A 15,999-nucleotide genomic window follows, 5' to 3' on the forward strand; every position below is an offset into this window, starting at 1 on the left:
CTTCTGCTATGTACCTCCCGGGCTTTTCTCCCGCCGTGTAACCAGTCCGTGTTTCAATTTCTAAAAACACTCCATGACTGATTCGCTTCTCTCGGACCAGCCGTTTAAATCTTGAGACTTAAACCGGAACCCTAGAAGCTATTAATTTTTTTTACCCGATAGCTATCAATATTTGTTGGATGAACTTTGAAAGCTTAAATGTATAGATATCAATAAATTTTAAGGGAGAATGTAATCAAAGTTACAATTGGGCGGATTCCCCCCTGGGGGGAATCCAGAGTCAAGCGATCGCTACCTAATCGCTACCTAGATAAACAACATCCCATCCTACAGCCGGGTCGCCACCCAGAAGGCTCAAATCTGTACTGGACGCCACAGCCAAACCTGGATGAAAACGACACCAGGTTTGGCGCATCATCAGCGCCCAATTAGGACAATCTTGTGTAGCTACGCTTACCCCTAAGAGCGATCGCCCTACACTGGATCGCCCTACACGGGTCAGTCGTCGGAAAGCTTTAGTCTTCGTGATCTTCAAACGGATCGCTCAATTCCTTAGAAGGAGGTCCGAACGCAGTGTAGATGGTGAAACCAGTGATAGCGACGAGAAAGGTAGCGATAGAAATGCTAAGAACTGTTGCGGGTTCCATAGGTGAGATAATTTATGAGAGCAGTTCCTATACAATATTACAAAACGTTAAAAACTTCTGTCGAGATTGATCCTAGGAAAGCTATGGCACAACGGACTTGGTTAGGAGATGTCCTCAAACCCCTTAACTCTGAATATGGGAAAGTATCTCCGGGGTGGGGCACTACGCCATTGATGGGCGTCTTTATGGTGCTATTTTTGGTCTTTTTACTGATTATTCTGCAACTTTACAATTCCTCACTCCTCGTTGAGGGTGTTGATGTCGATTGGAAAAGCCTAGGGCGTTAATCGACTGCGATCGGGCGGGAAGTCCTTGGGCTTTACATAACGCCACGATTAAAAAACACTGATGCTTTCCCGGCTAGACCGGGTTTTTTTGTCGGTTCTATACTAAAGTTAACCTTTTGCACGAAAAATCCTATGAATATCTTTGGCATCGGTCTGCCGGAAATGGCGCTGATTATGGTTGTGGCTCTTTTGATTTTTGGTCCCAAAAAGTTGCCAGAAATTGGTCGCAGTATGGGCAAGGCAATTCGCGGCTTCCAGGAAGCATCCAGAGAATTTGAAACTGAGTTCAAGCAGGAAGCAGAGCAGATAGAACAAGCTGTCAAGACACTTCCCCAGGCTGACTCAGAGAAAGTAGCAAACGGAAAGTCAGAGAATCCCGCAACTAGCTCATCGCAACACAGCTAAAACTGGCAATTCTCGTTGCCACGCTAGCGATTCTCACTCTTAGTGGAATATACAGGAACCTCACCCCCAACCCCCTTTTATGAACCGAGAGGGTGAATATCGAACCCCTCCCCGTTCGCTGGGAGAGTGCAGGAGTGGGGTTAAACCGTAGTGGATCCAATAGAGAATTGCTATAGAACAGGAAAGGGGGTAGACGCTAATTGTCAGCGACTGGTAGAAAGCCATATTTCTGCAATATCTGCTGCCCTCTGTTACTAGTAACAAAGTCGATGAATTCTTTTGCCTGCTGAGAATTTTGACTTTGCTTGACAACCGCTATCCAATAGCTGATAGGTCGAGTTGATTCAAGGGAAATTCGGGCGATCGCCTTCACTTTCTTCGATATCGCCGCATCCGTTGCATAGACAAGGGCGGCGTCAACATTTCCCTGCTCCACATAAGTCAAAACTTGACGCACATTGTCACCAAAGACTAACTTTTTTTCTTTTTCCAGTTTGGTATAAAGATTTTCTTTTTCCAGAGCCATTTTTGCGTACTCTCCCGCTGGCACGGTAGCTGGATTACCGATTGCTAAACGTTTCAGACGACTATCCCTTAAGTCAGATAGTTTCTTCAGCCAAGGGGTTTGAGCAGTAGTTGCCACCAGGACTAATTGATTACGAGCAAACGTCTTGCGAGTTTGGGGAAGCAACAAATTCTGCGTTTCTAAAGCATCTATCGGTCGAGCTGCTGCACTCGCGAATACATCAATGGGGGCACCCCGTTCGATTTGCTTTTGCAAGAAACCAGAAGCGGCAAAATTAAAGTTAACGGTAAAGGTAGGAAGCTGAGCTTGAAAGGATGTGGCAATCTCTGTAAAAGCTTCGCTCAACGAAGCAGCAGCAGCAACAGTCAGCGTGGTAGATGTAGATTCAGATGCCTTTGGGGAAATAGCTGGGGCACTGCAAGCCCCCAGCAGAAGACTCATAACCAGACTTAGCAGGATGAGAGGGGGTAGGATAGCGAACCGATTGGCATTCTCCGGACACTTGCGTGGCATCAAAAAAGAACTCAAGCGTTTTTTCCCTAGCAAAAACTATGATTTTAGGCTTTGATGTTCTTGAACCATTCGTTTCAGCGCTCCGCTTTGCCATTGAGTTCGGGTTTACCCGGAACTTCAAATTTGTAACCGACGCCCCGAACCGTTTGAATTAACTCAGGCTGAGTAGAATCGATTTCTATCTTCTTGCGAATCTGCCCGATATGAACGTCAACAACCCGTGGGTCTCCAATGTAGTCAGAAGCCCAAACTTCCTTGATTAACTCGGCTCGACGCCAAACTCGACCGGGATGACTCGCCAAGAAATGCAACAAATTAAATTCTAAGGCGGTCAGAGGTACTGGTTGGTCGCTTAGATTCACCTCTCGACGCACTGGATCGATCACTAGTTTGTCAAAGATGAGGCGTTGCTGTTCGGCGACTTTCAGGGGTCGATGGCGCTTTAAAAGCGCCCCGACGCGGACGCCTAATTCTCCCAAGCTAAAAGGCTTGGTAATGTAGTCATCCGCACCCTGGGAGAAGCCGTGGATTTTATCGTTTTCGTCGGCGCGACTCGTTAGCAGCAGTACTAATACGTCGGTGCGGCTTTGCAATTCTTTGCAGAGTTGATAGCCATTCGCGTCAGGCAAATTCACGTCCAGAATCACCAGGTTTGGGTTGAATTGATCAAACACGGCGCGGGCGGTCTTGCCGTCTTCAGCAGACTCCATTTGATAATTTTGCTGACTTAAGAAGCGATAGATGAGATTCCGGATGGCCGGATCGTCATCCACGACAAGAATCTTGTGAGTTGCGGAAGCCAGGACCATAACTTTCCACTAAGAACTGGATTATGATTAACGGACAGCGGTATTTTAAGCAAACAGGTCGAGTCGGGGAAATAAGCGCTTTGGAAGGCGAAAAATCGCTTCCTTACCTTATTAATATTCCCAAGCTTAATGACGTAATGAGCATTTTAGACAATTATCGTCGCTCTCCCCAGTTAGTGAAAATATCTCGTAATCGTCAAGTCTCCACGATGGGCAGTCTGGCGGTTTGTTGTAAGTCTTTTTTGTCTAAAAAAATTAAATTTGCCGAGCGAATCCGGATAAATCATCTGACGGTTAGCTGGTAAACGAATAAAAGTGTCTTTCGAGAGAAGCGCTTGTGTTCAAGGATCAAGCTAAACTAACTTGGAGGATAGGATGAATGTAGGCACTCAAGGCTAAGGGTCAACTGCGATTAGGCAGTGATTTCAAGGACTTGAACGGCTTTGAACAAAAAACCAGTATGACAAAACTTCACGGGAAATGTATAGATACTTTGCCAAATGTAGTAATTTATGAGCATTCCATCCTTCAAGAGCCGTAGCACCTTCTCCAATCAGCGTGAAAGTATTCCAATCGCGCTCTCATGGGGTCGGAGATCTTCTTTTCGCAACGGGAATTAGGGAGTTTTAGGTTACATAGGTTAGAACGGCTGGCTAACGATACTTTCTTCTAGCCTGAGGAACTGGCAGTGTAGATAGGGAGCTAGATTGCCAGAAACGATTGAGTCGATGAAGACTGCTAAAAATAATAGATCTCTGGGAGGTTTTGGATGAGCGAGCAAAATCCCTACGAAAAGCTTGGACTGTCAGAAGACGCAACTTTTGAGGAAATTCAGGAGACCCGCAAGCGCCTTCTTCAAGAGCATCATGGCGAGAAGGAGCTTCTGGAAGCGATGGAGACGGCCTACGATGCGATTTTAATGGAACGTCTGAGGATGCGCCAAGAGGGAAAAATTAAGGTTCCGGAACGGATTCGGTTCCCAGAGCGGGCGATCGCGCCTCCTCCCACTTTTACTCCTGTGCCGGTCAACCGTTCCCCAGCTTGGTTGCAAAATCTGATTGATACGCCCAGCTTACAGGAGGTGGCGTGGCCTAGCGGTTTGTTCTTGGCATTGAGCGCCATTACAGCCTATCCAGGCACCAATGATTCGATGCTGCCATTGAATATGGCGTTAGGGGCTGGATTAACTTTATTTTTGGTCAATCGCAAAGAGCGGAAATTTGGTCGCGCTTTCCTGCTGACGCTGCTGGGGTTGTTCGTTGGAATTGGATTGGGAACGCTGCTCGATAATGTGCTGATGACGCAAATTTCCAATATCGGATTGACGCCAGATAAATTCGTCACGGTGGTGACGTTTATTATTCTCTGGCTGGTTAGTAGCTTTCTGCGCTAAAGCTAAGAATTAAACATGAAAAATTAAGAGTTAATTAGAGAATTTTTAATTTTTCATTTTTTATGTTTAATTCTTCAGGCAGCGGCTGACTCAACACGAAATCTACGGCTTCACCAAGGTTGTTTACGATCAAGTCTGGCTGGTATTGCTCAAGCTGAGCGCGATCGCGTATCCCGCACAAAACCCCGATGACCTTAACGCCGTGGTTTTTTGCGGCAATTATATCAGCCTCGGTATCCCCGATCATCCACACCTCAGAGGCGGGAGGAAGTTCCGCGATCGCGCGTTCCATCAGCAGCGGTTTGTCGTCGATGTCACGAGTCTTCACGTAGTCGTTCGCTAGGTGGTAGCACCGATTCTCTGGGAAAAATCGCGCTAAGTCGTAACGACCGAAAGCGTAATCTAACTCTCGTTGACGGCGCATGGTTAGTACGACCAAATCGACGCCTGCTTGCTGTACTTTTTCCAGGGCGTCAACGGCTCCGGGTGCCAGGGCGTCATAAACTAGATAGGGCATGGTATGCACGGTTTGACGCCGCAGTGCCGCAAATGCTTGGGCTTGCTCTTCATCGAGACCGGAAAGGATGCCGATTTGTCGTTCTGGGACGCGCGATCGCTTCAAACCCCAAAACTCCTCCTTAGACATCTGACGAACTGACTGGTCTTCCCGCCGCGTCTGTTCCAAACAAAACTGGTAAACTTGGTAATATCGCTCCGAAACGTCCATAATTGGGCCGTCGAAGTCACTGATAATTCTTAACATTTTTAGACGCAGGGGTTAATCTATATGACTAAGATTAATCACAAATTACCCCCTTTTTACCTGCCTGCCGATAGGTTCCTCAATACAGGCTACCCCGCTTCATCTGCTCTCGTTCAATCGCTTCAAAAAGAGCGCGAAAGTTGCCTTCCCCAAAACCCCGTGCCTGTAAGCGACGCTCAATTAACTCAAAGAAGAAAGTAGGTTGCTCAAAAATCGGTTGAGTGAAGATTTGCAGTAGCAACGCTTCGGGAGAGTTTTCCTCCCAATCCACCAAAATTTGTTGCGCCGCGATTTCCTGAATTTCAGCCTCTGATAGCTGAAGTCCTTGCCGGTGAAGTAGTTGCGTGTAGTAGGTGCGGGGAACTTGCAGAAAGGGTAGACCGCGTTGACGCAGGTAAGCGATCGCATCCACAATATTGGGCGTTTGCAAAGCAATATGCTGAACTCCTGGTCCCCGATTCACCTCCAAAAATTCCTGAATTTGGGAATTTGCAGATGCGGGTTGATTAATCGGTAACTTGACCCAACCATCCGGATGAAGCATCACCTTACTGTGCAGTCCCGAACGCTCGGTTTGAATCGCAAACGACTGCTGCGGTATAAACGCTAGCGTCTTTTCATACCAAGCAACTGCCCGATCCAAGTCCCCAGCCGCCACATTCAGCACGACATGATCGATGCCGCCAAACGCGAAGCCGGTGTTGCTCCTGCCATCTAACCGCTCGGAATCATCATCCCATAAGACTTTTCCGCCATCCCAGTCAAGGTGGGGAAAAGTGCAAATAAAACCTCTATCTTGGCGCTCAACAAACCTAGGCTGCCTTTCTATCAAGGTATGGCTCAAAGAACCCCAAGCGGCAATCTTGCCCCACTTCAGAAAGACCTTACCCTGTTGCTGTTCTTGGATGGGTTGCAACACCTTAGCGCCTCCATTGACCGCCTTCGTCATCACCTCTTCCACGTCTGGAACGCTAAAAGCGATGTCAGCAACGCCAGGAGGATGTTGGTGCAGAAACTGAGCAACGGGACTCGCCGATGTCAGGGGTGAAGACAGCAAAAAATAAACTGAGCCGCTTTTGACCACTTCCGTGCGAGTGTGGTTGCTTACCTCAGCGGCTACTGCTTGAAACCCTAGCAGTAGCACAAACCAGTCGCGCGACGCTTTGGCATCTTCAACATAGAAGTGAACGTGGTCAATTTTCATGGTTTATCCAGTCTGAGCAGCTCTACCTGAGTGTAAATTTTGCCCTCTTCCTGGCATTTACAGGTCATTCTTGAGAAAGAATCCCTCCTTTGATAAAGCGCTGAGTGCTTTAGGCATTAGGTTTCCCTGCCCTGTTGAGAACCGAGTGGGAGATGGCAAAGCAGCACAGAGTCAGTAAAAAAACAGCAAATTTTATCCGTGGTGTACTCAGTTCGCAATGACGATTTAGAAAAACAGGTGGCTTTCTGGTTGAATATTAATTTCCATCGGCACCGCTTGCGGATCGGCGCTGAGCGCGAACAGAATTGCATCAGCAGCAGTTTCAGGGCTAAGCATCTTTTTTCGATCGACTTTTAGGCTGACATTGTCCCAAAAAGGAGAATCAACGCCGCCAAAATAGAACAGGGTGAACTTGATGCCGAAGCGCTTCAGCTCATCTGCCATACACTTGCTGAAACCGACGACGCCAAACTTGGAGGCACAGTAAGCCGATGCCATCGCCATTGAGTGCTTGCCCAGAATCCCCACCACATTGCAGATATGACCGCTTTTCTGCTCCTTCATCGCCTCCGCAGCTGCCTGACAGGTGTAGAAGCTGCCTTTTAAGTTCACGTCGAGCATGGCGTCTAAATCTGCGGGTTCTAACTGGTTGTACTGCTTCATGACGCCAGCGCCCGCCGCATTGACTAAAACATCAATTTGACCAAAGTGGGCGATCGCTTTTTCCATTAGCGTCTCCACTTGCTGCGGTTTAGTAATATCTGTCGGTACGGTTAAGACTTGAGGGAGTCCAGATGCCAAGTTTTCCAACCGACTGCTATCTCTTGCCGCTAGTACCAACCGCGCCCCCATCGGTGCTAGTTTGCGAGTTAAGACAGAACCAATGCCGCCGGTAGCACCAACGATGACAACGACTTTATCTTGCATATTCCTTTACATTTCTTTACATCCTCTCCCATCATACTGACCGCGATTCATTCTGCTCAAACCAGTGATTTCTCGTTTCCAAGGTGAGGAGACCTCGCCTAAGAACGCTCTCAGGAGGCTCTTGCTTGCCGCCATCACCGAGAAACTCTAGGAAGAGGGTGGGAACACCGTAGTAGCACCTAAGCGCAGCAGCAGCCCATCCAGTAGGCATTTCCTCGTAGAGCCTCTCAAAGCAGAAACCGCGAAAATGAGCAGACTTCCCAGGTAAAACCTTGACATTTCGTAAAAATCGAGGCTGTGATGGACAAAGTGCGTGAGAGTTCCTGCTTCAGGTTGAGTGAATCATGGATTGGATAGTCAAAGAGACCGGGGAAATATTTGCTGGCTTATCCCAGCTATTTACAACTCCGGTTTTTGAAATCGGCAACACCCGTCTTTCTCTCGGTTCGATTGTCCAACTGATTTTGTTAGCGATCGCTGTCTTTATTGCTTCTCGCGCTACCAGCGAGTGGATTAAGCGGAAAATTCTGGTGCGGGTGAAATTGGATCGAGGAACGCGAGAAGCGATCGCAGCGGTCATCGGCTACCTTTTAGCCGGTTTCGGATTTATGATTGTCCTGCAAACAGCAGGCATCAACCTGAGTTCTCTAACGATATTCGCTGGAGTGATTGGAATTGGGTTGGGCTTCGGATTACAGAATTTATCCAGCAACTTTATCAGCGGATTGACGCTACTTTTTGAACAACCGATTAGAGCCGGAGATTTTATTGAAGTTGACGGTCTGTTAGGAACTGTAGAAAATATTTCTATTCGTTCTACGATTGTTCGGACACTGGATGGCGTTTTTGTCATCGTTCCCAATGTTCGATTTGTAGAAAACCATATTATTAACTGGACTTATAAAGACCCCAAGTGTCGCATCCATATCCCGATTGGAGTTGCCTATGGGAGCGAACCCATCTTAGTCACAGAAGCACTTTTAGCGGCTGCTCGAATGGAACCAGGCGTTTTATCTTCTCCTGCTCCTAAAGTTTGGTTTAAAAATTTTGGGGAAAGTTCTTTAAATTTTGAGCTATTAGTTTGGATCGATCGACCGCAGGGTAGCGATCCCATCAAAAGTTCTTTAAACTTTGCGATTGAGAATGAATTTCGCGACCGGGGAATCGAGATTCCTTTTCCCCAGAGGGATATCCACATTCGCAATTTAGAAGAAATAACGCATCGGTTTCATAAAACCAGCGCGACAGATGTTCCTAATGGCAAAGTCAATTCGCACAATAGTACTATCACACCCAACCCCAAAGTTCTTCCCAAATCCCCCGATAATTGGACGCTGCGCGATTTGTTGCGGAGAGTCACTTTCTTTGAGTCGTGTACGGATTTAGAACTGCGTCAATTGATTGAGTACGGATATCGACAACTGTATCCAAACGGACAGGCTGTTTGTCAAGAAAATGACCCTGGCGATTCATTTTATATTATTCTGACTGGCTCTGTAGAAGTCTTTTCTCAAAAAGCAGAGAAATATATTGCAACGCTTCACAAAGGGGAATTTTTTGGAGAAATTTCTTTGTTGCTAGGAACTCCTCGCTCAGCAACAGTTCGCACTTTGGAAGATTCCATTTTGTTTGTCGTAGACCGCAACGACTTACAGAAGCTTTTAGTCACGCATCAGGAGTTAGCCGATCAGATTGCCCAAAAGTTATCAGAACGGCAACAGGCGTTACGAGATTTGGGAATACTGACAGAAGAAGTCTCCGAACAGACTCCTTTAATCCGAATCCGTCAACGAATTCAAAGCCTTTTTGGCATCTAAGAATTAATTTGTTTAATATAAGCAATGGATCGCGATTTGATTTAGGATTTTTGAGCGATCGCTACTTGATATGTATTTGCTGCCTTCTTCAGTTTAAAAGTATTATTTGATTTCAAAAAAACAGGAAATTTACTACCTAATTGTAAGTCCTTGAGAACTTTGGTAATGGGTTGCTTATAGCGTTTATGAAATTCACTACCTACACTGGGAATTCCAATATAGCTTCCTGGAGAATGAGCTGTTAAATCATTTATTATAATAACTAATGCCTTTTCTAGCTCTATTTTTGACGTGATTTTACTGAAAGAGCTTGGCTTTTGAGTTTTTGACTCAATTTCTTTTTCAAAAGTTTTAACCATCAAATTATTTTCCTGGTTCATATCAAAGATAGTTACATATAATTCAGCTTGATCTTGGGGTTGATGCACAACAAACTCGGAGGGACGTTCTAGAAAAATGTCTCTAGCTCTCTTGCCCGGAGTATGAGCAGATACTACCTGACTGATAGTGATGTTATATGTTGTATGAAAAAGCTGTGAAAGTCTAGAAAGCTTTATCCATGAGTTAGCAGCCCCTTCTTTTTCAGCTTTAATTAACTGTTTGAGCTGGATAATACATTGATCGAGAGAGGGAATTTCTGAATTAGGTTTGAGAGAACGAGTCTGAGAATGACCCGTCTTACTATTGAGGACAGTTATATTCTCTCCTTGTTTGCAAACTAAATATACTGTTAATCCGTGAGTTTGAAGCGTAGTACATAGATGAGTCATTACCTTGTCGGATGAGCAGACAAAAACTTCTTTAGCAGTCGGATAATGTACAAAAATAGAAGAGCCAACTGTTGCCATTTTTACATCAGCGCTGTCTTTACCAGCAGGAACATGAATGAGTTCGTAGCCGCGCCCGTGTAGTTCTGCATCTTGCTTTCCCATATTGCGCCAATTTGCAAAAGCAATTTTGATTTGGATGGGATAAGTACAGACTGCCGCCAGGAACTTTTCTGTTTCGGTATCGAGTTGTAAGTTTTCGGCATCCAAAAGCAAAATCGCGATGTGTTGCTCTGGAATCAGCACTCGCGGCGCTTCTGGTGGAGGTGAAAAGCCTGAGCCATTTCTGGGAGCTATTTCAGATGCTGAATCGATTAAAATACGGAGTTTTTCTATTAATTTACTAGATATCGGCAATTCTAAACATTGAGGAGTTAAGATTAATCGCAGTAACTTTTGTACTGTTTTAATTAGTGTGTCTCTATCAGGTGCTTTGTTGAATTCTGTTTGCAGTTTTAATAGGAAAGAGGATTGATAGAGAGCATCACTCCAAGGAACATTCCGGTACTTTTCAGTTAATAATTTTGGCTGCTGTTGCTGAACAAAAATAATGGTTTGATAGATACAGAAACTAATTTCCTTAATGACAGTAGAATCATTTACCGACGTCACGCGAACGTTATCTGGCATAGTTTTTTTGGGTTATATTCAGGCGGCGTATCCCTGAAGTCTCTAGGGAGCGCTCTTAGGTTTAGGATTCCCCTCATAATAAAAGAAAGTGCTTTATACTTCTTAATCTTTACTATGGCAAGAGACTTGCGGGGATTCATCAAGCTACTGGAAGAACGAGGGCAGTTACGGAGAATCGATGCCCTAGTTGACCCAGATATGGAAATTGCTGAGATTTCTAACCGGATGTTACAACGCGGTGGTCCTGGGCTGCTATTTGAAAATGTAAAAGGATCAGCTTATCCGGTGGCGGTGAACCTGATGGGTACAGTTGAACGGATTTGCTGGGCGATGAATATGCAGCATCCGTTGGAGTTGGAGGAACTGGGCAAAAAGCTGAGTATGTTGCAACAGCCGAAGCCACCGAAGAAGATTTCTCAGGCGGTGGAATTTGGCAAGGTGCTATTTGATGTGCTGAAGGCGAAACCGGGGCGCGATTTTTTCCCAGCCTGTCAGCAAGTGGTTATCCAAGGCGATGATCTGGATCTGAACCAATTGCCGTTAATTCGTCCTTATTCTGGGGATGCTGGCAAGATTATCACGTTGGGCTTGGTAATTACCAAGGATTGCGAGACGGGGACGCCGAATGTCGGTGTTTATCGCCTGCAACTGCAATCGCACAACACGATGACGGTGCATTGGCTATCGGTGCGGGGTGGTGCGAGACATCTACGCAAGGCGGCGGAACAGGGGAAAAAGTTGGAGGTGGCGATCGCACTCGGTGTTGACCCTCTGATCATCATGGCAGCTGCAACGCCGATTCCAGTCGATTTATCAGAATGGCTGTTTGCCGGACTCTACGGCGGTTCTGGGGTGCAGTTGGCAAAGTGTAAGACGGTAGATTTAGAAGTGCCTGCCGACTCGGAATTTGTCCTAGAAGGCACGATTACGCCGGGGGAAGTGCTGTCAGATGGCCCCTTTGGCGATCACATGGGTTATTACGGCGGTGTGGAGGATTCGCCGTTAATTCGCTTCCAGTGCATGACGCACCGCAAAGATCCAATATATATGACGACTTTTAGCGGTCGTCCGCCGAAAGAAGAAGCGATGATGGCGATCGCGCTGAACCGCATCTATACCCCGATTTTGCGACAACAAGTGTCAGAGATTGTTGATTTCTTCCTCCCAATGGAGGCGTTGAGTTATAAAGCGGCGATTATTTCCATTGATAAGGCATATCCGGGTCAGGCGCGACGGGCTGCTTTGGCTTTTTGGAGTGCTTTACCTCAGTTTACTTACACCAAGTTTGTGATTGTCGTGGATAAAGATATTAACATCCGAGATCCGCGTCAAGTGGTGTGGGCAATTAGTTCTAAAGTTGACCCCGTGCGTGATGTTTTCATTTTGCCGAATACGCCTTTTGATACTTTGGATTTCGCCAGTGAAAAAATTGGTTTAGGCGGACGCATGGGAATTGATGCGACCACGAAAATTCCTCCTGAAACCGAACATGAATGGGGCGAACCTTTGGAATCCGATCCAGATGTGGCGGCGATGGTGGAACGACGCTGGGCAGAGTATGGTTTAGCCGACTTGCAATTAGGAGAAGTTGATCCGAAATTGTTCGGCTACGATATGAAGTAATTGTTTGGCACCAGCACTAACGCTGGTGTTAAATAATTGGGAAAATTATGGCTAAAAAGGCGAACAAGACAGCATCAAAGCTAACCGTAGGATTAGCGCTAGCTAGCATGAGCTGGGTTATCAATACTGGTACGGCTAATCTTAGCGTATTAGCACAACCAATTAATGAAAAAAAATGCGATATTTCTGCGGTTGTCATAGACAAAGATCCGCAAGGTTTAAATGTGCGTAGTGGCCCAAGTAGTAATAGTCGAATCTTAGGAAAAATCCCCACATATGAGTCAGTTGAAATCATCGCTTCCTCTGGAAATTGGGTAAAAATTACGAATGCTGATAGAGAAATTGGCGGCTTTCAGGGAACTGGCTGGGTGTTTTTGTCCATGTTAGGCACTGCAACAAGGGGCTATGAAACGAATGGCGTTAATCTTTATGCCAATCCCAGTCAGCAAAGCCGAAAAATCGCACGAGTTCCACGTAGAACTGATGTTAAATTAATAGGCTGTCAGGGACAATGGGCGCAGATTGAATATCGAGGTGTTAAGGGTTGGCTGAAAAGTGACGATCAATGTGGTGTAGGCACAACCTGTTCTTAATTGTTTTGCGGGGTGCAATAGATTAGGTTTATGGGCTAGTGCGATCTCTCTCAGACGCAGATGTGGCTTGGGCTGATAAATTGTTGCGATCGCAAGCTTTACGGTAGTTCAAGCTTGAAGAGGAGCGTAGGAGGAAGTCTTAGGCGATCGCCTGCTGTGTCTTTTCTATAGCTTAAGTGAATTTTATTGAGAATAGACCCGCAAAACCCCAAGGTTAGCTGCTTTGGGGTTTTGCTTTATCAATAATTTACAGGCGATCGCATATCCCAAACGGCTTACAGACACAAATAGGCAGTTGAACGCTTGAATTTGTAATCCATCTTAAAGCTCAGAGTTCTGAGTTTTAAGATGAGACGAAACCACGAAGATTGCATTGCCCTTCTTGAACAAATTCGCTGGAGTGGAAAGCCAAAGTGTCCCTATTGTGAATCGAAAAATGCTACAGCATACAAGAATGAACGCAGATACCACTGTAATTTCTGTTTTACTTCATATAGCGTTACAGTTGGCACTTTATTTCATAAGACTCATGTAAACTTGGAAAAATGGTTTTTCGCGATTCACCTTGTCCTAAATTCACCAGAAAGTATCAGCGTGCGTCAGCTTGCCAAGGAGGTTGGGGTTAATAAGAATACAGCAGCCTACATGATTGAGCGTATCCGTAAAGCGTTGGTTGAGGAAGCCGAGTTACTACGGAGGCTTATCGAAGCTGACGAGTATTAAACAAGTCTAAAAACTTTTGCAGTGTTTAAATGAGACTGATAGTAGGCTCTATGTTCTGTGTCATATGAGCTTAATTTTTTTGTTAAGTCCTTATCTAGAAAGGCATTGCCATGTTAAAAACTCTTTTTAAATCAACGACTGTCACACTCTTTAGTCTTTACAGTGCCTTTCTTTGGTGGATTGGCTACGAAATCGGTAGGATACCTGATAAAAATGAACTTGTTTTAGAGAGAGAAAAAATAATTTATCCTTTTTTATTAGGCTTAATTCCTTTAGCAGCAGCGGCTCTTAACTATTTTATTAATACTCAAATTGAGGAGCAATCAAAAACCATAATAGAGGAAAAAGAAAAGGAATGCGAAAATAAGGTTAAAAGCTACGCAATTAACCATTTAAGAACTTTAGGATTAGTAGAAATAGAATTAAGAAAATCGAATGAACCTGTTGCTACTGAATGCTTATTAAAAGTTAATTCTTTTAAAGAAATTTTTAAAAACTACGTTAATAACTATGAGGTATCTCAAGAAATTGTCAAGTGGTTAGACAATAGAAAAGAGCGTGAAAAGTTATTAGAAAAAATCGTCGCTGAAACATTACGAAAAAATAATATTTCAGCTATGTCTTCTGTATCTAGAGCTTTTAGCCAAGATATTGGTAGGTGTGTAAATTGGTTACGGGATAGTATTGATGTGCTTGACAAGCGTCGAGTATATCCGCCTGAAATGACTACAGCTTTATCAAAGATAGGTAATAATTTCAAGCCCTATAAAGATGCGCTCACGGCTATTAAATTAGATGATGAACTACAACAACGCTCTGGCAACACAGGCATTATTGAACATTATCTTGACGAATTGATAAAAGAACTTATGAAAAGTTAATAATAAATGTCAGTCAATGAATGATTATGGGCGTAAAACTACACCCATCTTTTTGGTACCTTATTTAGCCCAAAAGTGCAAAGATATATCTAAATACCCTGTTAGTGTTATTTAAATTAATCTGGCAGTAAAGTTCTTATTTTTACACGCAGTTGAAACCAACAGGAATTCATAATTTGATCGTCTCTATAAAGATTTGCGGCGGGTTCTGATAAATTTGGCTCAACCTGCTTTACTTGTTCTTGTAAATCGGATTGCACATTCAATAAAAGCTGCTCAATCTTTGAATAGGGAGCTATGTCTTTTGCTTCAGGGTGTTTTTTCAAGATAGATTGAATTCCTTCTACAAGAATTAGACAAGTTTTTAAGGCGTCTAAAGTGCTAAGTAGCCTCTCCGCACCGGAGTTGCTAGGTACTGGTGCATTAGCTTGTGACATTTTATTTTTAAAGGTAGGAGTTTAAAGAATTACTAAGTCAAGATCGTAATTTCTTTATTCTTAAGAAGTCACTACCGCTAACTAGGACACTGTAACTTCTTCTACACTTTAATCAAGGTTAAAATTAGAGGGTTATTAAGCAACTAATAAGCAACTAACCGATCGCATCCCCATCCACTACAAACGCGATCGCTCTCCTCTGCCACAATAAAGAAAACTTTTACACAAAATATTCTTATGAGTACCCAAGTCACTCTTACCCTGCCAGATGAGGTTTACCGTAGAGCTGAGCGACTAGCACAACTGAGCAGCCGAGATGTCGCTGATGTCCTGGCAGATACAATTGAGCTTTCACTATCACCACTTGGTCTACACTCAGAAGCAATTAAACCAGTATCAGCTTTATCTGATGATGAAGTGATGGCTTTAGCGCAGCTTCAGATGGAACCGGATCAAGACCAAAGTCTGAGTAGACTGTTGGACAGACAACAAGATGGGACACTTACACAAACACAACGTTCCGAGTTACTAGCGCTGATGCAGGTTTACGAAGAAGGCTTGTTATAGAAAGCCCAAGCAATGAGTGAAGCAGTACGACGCGGCTTGATGGAACCTTGTCGAACGAGAGGGCTTTCGGGATGGTCAACACTTTCATGATTGTCAGTTTTACATCAGCAGTCAATCCCTGTGTGCCAACCAATTTCTAGCCGACACCATTGGACATTGGGGGATTGAAAACCGGCTCCATTGGGTTAGAGATGTTACCTTCGCTGAAGACTTTCCACCCCGACGCGGTGGCAATGCTCCGGTTAATTGGGCGATTTTACACAATTTTTTCATTACCATCGCCAGATTTCTTGGTTTCCGAACTATCCCTCAGGCGCAACGCGCTTTAGCCAATCAACTCTACCAAGTTTTTTCTCTTCTTGTATGAAACTACCCTGAAGGGAGGAGGGGCAGGGGTGGAGTTAAACTCCCCGTCTCCAGACGAGAT

19 protein-coding genes, 1 pseudogene and 1 riboswitch are annotated in these 15,999 nt (G+C 44.8%); of the genes and pseudogenes, 11 read left to right on the forward strand and 9 right to left on the reverse strand.

The features are described 5' to 3' along the window. Positions 1 to 12 precede the first annotated feature (12 nt). Positions 13 to 146, reverse strand: a riboswitch (guanidine-I (ykkC/yxkD leader). A gap of 149 nt (positions 147 to 295) precedes the next feature. Together NDI34_RS04340 and psbN are read right to left on the reverse strand one after the other, a co-directional pair. After that, entirely contained in the window at positions 296 to 535 is a 240-nt protein-coding gene (locus tag NDI34_RS04340; protein WP_348231966.1) for a hypothetical protein, read from the reverse strand. Further along, entirely contained in the window at positions 516 to 647 is a 132-nt protein-coding gene (gene psbN, locus NDI34_RS04345) for a photosystem II reaction center protein PsbN (RefSeq protein ID WP_190411418.1), read from the reverse strand. The genes NDI34_RS04340 and psbN overlap by 20 nt, the downstream gene beginning before the upstream one ends. 83 nt (positions 648 to 730) lie before the next feature. Here psbN and psbH point away from each other — a divergent pair, with 83 nt between their 5' ends. Beyond that, on the forward strand, positions 731 to 934 hold the full coding sequence (gene psbH / locus NDI34_RS04350) for a photosystem II reaction center protein PsbH (protein WP_190411417.1): 204 nt from the start codon (positions 731 to 733) through the stop codon (positions 932 to 934). 132 nt (positions 935 to 1,066) lie between these two features. Beyond that, positions 1,067 to 1,339, forward strand: a complete 273-nt coding sequence (locus NDI34_RS04355; protein WP_190411416.1) for a TatA/E family twin arginine-targeting protein translocase — start codon at positions 1,067 to 1,069, stop codon at positions 1,337 to 1,339. A 196-nt stretch (positions 1,340 to 1,535) separates the two neighbouring features. Here the strand turns inward: NDI34_RS04355 and modA are convergent, their stop codons facing one another. Further along, positions 1,536 to 2,378: a molybdate ABC transporter substrate-binding protein gene (modA, locus tag NDI34_RS04360; protein ID WP_348231967.1), complete on the reverse strand. Its 843-nt coding sequence runs from the start codon at positions 2,376 to 2,378 to the stop codon at positions 1,536 to 1,538. 74 nt (positions 2,379 to 2,452) lie between these two features. After that, complete coding sequence (locus NDI34_RS04365) at positions 2,453 to 3,187, reverse strand: response regulator transcription factor (RefSeq protein WP_190411414.1); 735 nt, start codon at positions 3,185 to 3,187, stop codon at positions 2,453 to 2,455. A 23-nt stretch (positions 3,188 to 3,210) separates the two neighbouring features. Here NDI34_RS04365 and NDI34_RS04370 point away from each other — a divergent pair, with 23 nt between their 5' ends. Both NDI34_RS04370 and NDI34_RS04375 read left to right on the forward strand, forming a co-directional pair. Continuing rightward, positions 3,211 to 3,492, forward strand: coding sequence for a hypothetical protein (locus NDI34_RS04370; protein ID WP_190426037.1), 282 nt, complete (start codon positions 3,211 to 3,213; stop codon positions 3,490 to 3,492). Between the two features lie 464 nt (positions 3,493 to 3,956). Beyond that, positions 3,957 to 4,580: a CPP1-like family protein gene (locus NDI34_RS04375; protein WP_190411412.1), complete on the forward strand. Its 624-nt coding sequence runs from the start codon at positions 3,957 to 3,959 to the stop codon at positions 4,578 to 4,580. Between the two features lie 34 nt (positions 4,581 to 4,614). Here the strand turns inward: NDI34_RS04375 and NDI34_RS04380 are convergent, their stop codons facing one another. From NDI34_RS04380 to NDI34_RS04390, 3 genes are all read right to left on the reverse strand, one after another. Beyond that, entirely contained in the window at positions 4,615 to 5,343 is a 729-nt protein-coding gene (locus tag NDI34_RS04380; RefSeq protein ID WP_190985563.1) for an HAD family hydrolase, read from the reverse strand. A 79-nt stretch (positions 5,344 to 5,422) separates the two neighbouring features. Beyond that, a complete protein-coding gene (gene hppD, locus NDI34_RS04385; protein ID WP_348231968.1) occupies positions 5,423 to 6,547 on the reverse strand; it encodes a 4-hydroxyphenylpyruvate dioxygenase in 1,125 nt (374 codons plus the stop codon). A 225-nt stretch (positions 6,548 to 6,772) separates the two neighbouring features. Next, entirely contained in the window at positions 6,773 to 7,474 is a 702-nt protein-coding gene (locus tag NDI34_RS04390) for an SDR family oxidoreductase (protein WP_190678345.1), read from the reverse strand. A gap of 344 nt (positions 7,475 to 7,818) precedes the next feature. Between NDI34_RS04390 and NDI34_RS04395 the strand changes: the two genes are divergently transcribed. Beyond that, positions 7,819 to 9,291 carry a cyclic nucleotide-binding domain-containing protein gene (locus NDI34_RS04395; protein ID WP_348231969.1) on the forward strand — a complete coding sequence of 491 codons (1,473 nt, stop codon included), beginning with the start codon at positions 7,819 to 7,821 and terminating at the stop codon, positions 9,289 to 9,291. Positions 9,292 to 9,332: 41 nt separating this feature from the next. On the opposite strand, the gene NDI34_RS04400 is transcribed toward NDI34_RS04395, so the two are convergent. Further along, on the reverse strand, positions 9,333 to 10,748 hold the full coding sequence (locus NDI34_RS04400) for an NYN domain-containing protein (RefSeq protein WP_348231970.1): 1,416 nt from the start codon (positions 10,746 to 10,748) through the stop codon (positions 9,333 to 9,335). A gap of 114 nt (positions 10,749 to 10,862) precedes the next feature. Here NDI34_RS04400 and NDI34_RS04405 point away from each other — a divergent pair, with 114 nt between their 5' ends. The 4 genes from NDI34_RS04405 to NDI34_RS04420 all read left to right on the forward strand — a co-directional run bounded on the left by NDI34_RS04405 (position 10,863) and on the right by NDI34_RS04420 (position 14,568). Next, positions 10,863 to 12,371 (forward strand): UbiD family decarboxylase, encoded by a 1,509-nt coding sequence (locus NDI34_RS04405; RefSeq protein WP_190428905.1) that lies wholly within the window; start codon positions 10,863 to 10,865, stop codon positions 12,369 to 12,371. 47 nt (positions 12,372 to 12,418) lie between these two features. Then, positions 12,419 to 12,964 carry an SH3 domain-containing protein gene (locus NDI34_RS04410; RefSeq protein WP_348231971.1) on the forward strand — a complete coding sequence of 182 codons (546 nt, stop codon included), beginning with the start codon at positions 12,419 to 12,421 and terminating at the stop codon, positions 12,962 to 12,964. A 348-nt stretch (positions 12,965 to 13,312) separates the two neighbouring features. After that, complete coding sequence (locus tag NDI34_RS04415) at positions 13,313 to 13,687, forward strand: IS1595 family transposase (RefSeq protein WP_348231972.1); 375 nt, start codon at positions 13,313 to 13,315, stop codon at positions 13,685 to 13,687. Positions 13,688 to 13,797: 110 nt separating this feature from the next. Continuing rightward, the gene (locus NDI34_RS04420) at positions 13,798 to 14,568 is read left to right on the forward strand and encodes a hypothetical protein (RefSeq protein ID WP_348231973.1); all 771 of its coding nucleotides are present in this window, start codon (positions 13,798 to 13,800) and stop codon (positions 14,566 to 14,568) included. Between the two features lie 116 nt (positions 14,569 to 14,684). On the opposite strand, the gene NDI34_RS04425 is transcribed toward NDI34_RS04420, so the two are convergent. Continuing rightward, a complete protein-coding gene (locus tag NDI34_RS04425; RefSeq protein ID WP_348231974.1) occupies positions 14,685 to 15,005 on the reverse strand; it encodes a hypothetical protein in 321 nt (106 codons plus the stop codon). 237 nt (positions 15,006 to 15,242) lie between these two features. Here NDI34_RS04425 and NDI34_RS04430 point away from each other — a divergent pair, with 237 nt between their 5' ends. Continuing rightward, positions 15,243 to 15,572: a hypothetical protein gene (locus tag NDI34_RS04430; RefSeq protein ID WP_348231975.1), complete on the forward strand. Its 330-nt coding sequence runs from the start codon at positions 15,243 to 15,245 to the stop codon at positions 15,570 to 15,572. Positions 15,573 to 15,726: 154 nt separating this feature from the next. Continuing rightward, positions 15,727 to 15,837 (forward strand): annotated as a pseudogene (locus NDI34_RS04435) (ISAs1 family transposase); the annotation flags it as partial. Positions 15,838 to 15,999 lie beyond the last annotated feature (162 nt).

Source organism: Trichocoleus sp. DQ-U1 (genome assembly GCF_039961925.1).
Classification (GTDB): domain Bacteria; phylum Cyanobacteriota; class Cyanobacteriia; order Cyanobacteriales; family FACHB-T130; genus FACHB-T130.

Bases quoted from the DNA above. Each gene is read 5' to 3' on its own strand.
- NDI34_RS04395 (WP_348231969.1), top strand. From the start codon at position 7,819: ATGGATTGGATAGTCAAAGAGACCGGGGAAATATTTGCTGGCTTATCC.
- NDI34_RS04380 (WP_190985563.1), bottom strand. From the start codon at position 5,343: ATGTTAAGAATTATCAGTGACTTCGACGGCCCAATTATGGACGTTTCG.
- NDI34_RS04400 (WP_348231970.1), bottom strand. From the start codon at position 10,748: ATGCCAGATAACGTTCGCGTGACGTCGGTAAATGATTCTACTGTCATT.
- NDI34_RS04410 (WP_348231971.1), top strand. From the start codon at position 12,419: ATGGCTAAAAAGGCGAACAAGACAGCATCAAAGCTAACCGTAGGATTA.
- NDI34_RS04425 (WP_348231974.1), bottom strand. From the start codon at position 15,005: ATGTCACAAGCTAATGCACCAGTACCTAGCAACTCCGGTGCGGAGAGG.
- NDI34_RS04390 (WP_190678345.1), bottom strand. From the start codon at position 7,474: ATGCAAGATAAAGTCGTTGTCATCGTTGGTGCTACCGGCGGCATTGGT.
- NDI34_RS04405 (WP_190428905.1), top strand. From the start codon at position 10,863: ATGGCAAGAGACTTGCGGGGATTCATCAAGCTACTGGAAGAACGAGGG.
- psbH (WP_190411417.1), top strand. From the start codon at position 731: ATGGCACAACGGACTTGGTTAGGAGATGTCCTCAAACCCCTTAACTCT.
- NDI34_RS04375 (WP_190411412.1), top strand. From the start codon at position 3,957: ATGAGCGAGCAAAATCCCTACGAAAAGCTTGGACTGTCAGAAGACGCA.
- NDI34_RS04370 (WP_190426037.1), top strand. From the start codon at position 3,211: ATGATTAACGGACAGCGGTATTTTAAGCAAACAGGTCGAGTCGGGGAA.
- psbN (WP_190411418.1), bottom strand. From the start codon at position 647: ATGGAACCCGCAACAGTTCTTAGCATTTCTATCGCTACCTTTCTCGTC.
- NDI34_RS04430 (WP_348231975.1), top strand. From the start codon at position 15,243: ATGAGTACCCAAGTCACTCTTACCCTGCCAGATGAGGTTTACCGTAGA.
- modA (WP_348231967.1), bottom strand. From the start codon at position 2,378: ATGCCACGCAAGTGTCCGGAGAATGCCAATCGGTTCGCTATCCTACCC.
- NDI34_RS04415 (WP_348231972.1), top strand. From the start codon at position 13,313: ATGAGACGAAACCACGAAGATTGCATTGCCCTTCTTGAACAAATTCGC.
- NDI34_RS04420 (WP_348231973.1), top strand. From the start codon at position 13,798: ATGTTAAAAACTCTTTTTAAATCAACGACTGTCACACTCTTTAGTCTT.
- NDI34_RS04365 (WP_190411414.1), bottom strand. From the start codon at position 3,187: ATGGTCCTGGCTTCCGCAACTCACAAGATTCTTGTCGTGGATGACGAT.
- hppD (WP_348231968.1), bottom strand. From the start codon at position 6,547: ATGAAAATTGACCACGTTCACTTCTATGTTGAAGATGCCAAAGCGTCG.
- NDI34_RS04355 (WP_190411416.1), top strand. From the start codon at position 1,067: ATGAATATCTTTGGCATCGGTCTGCCGGAAATGGCGCTGATTATGGTT.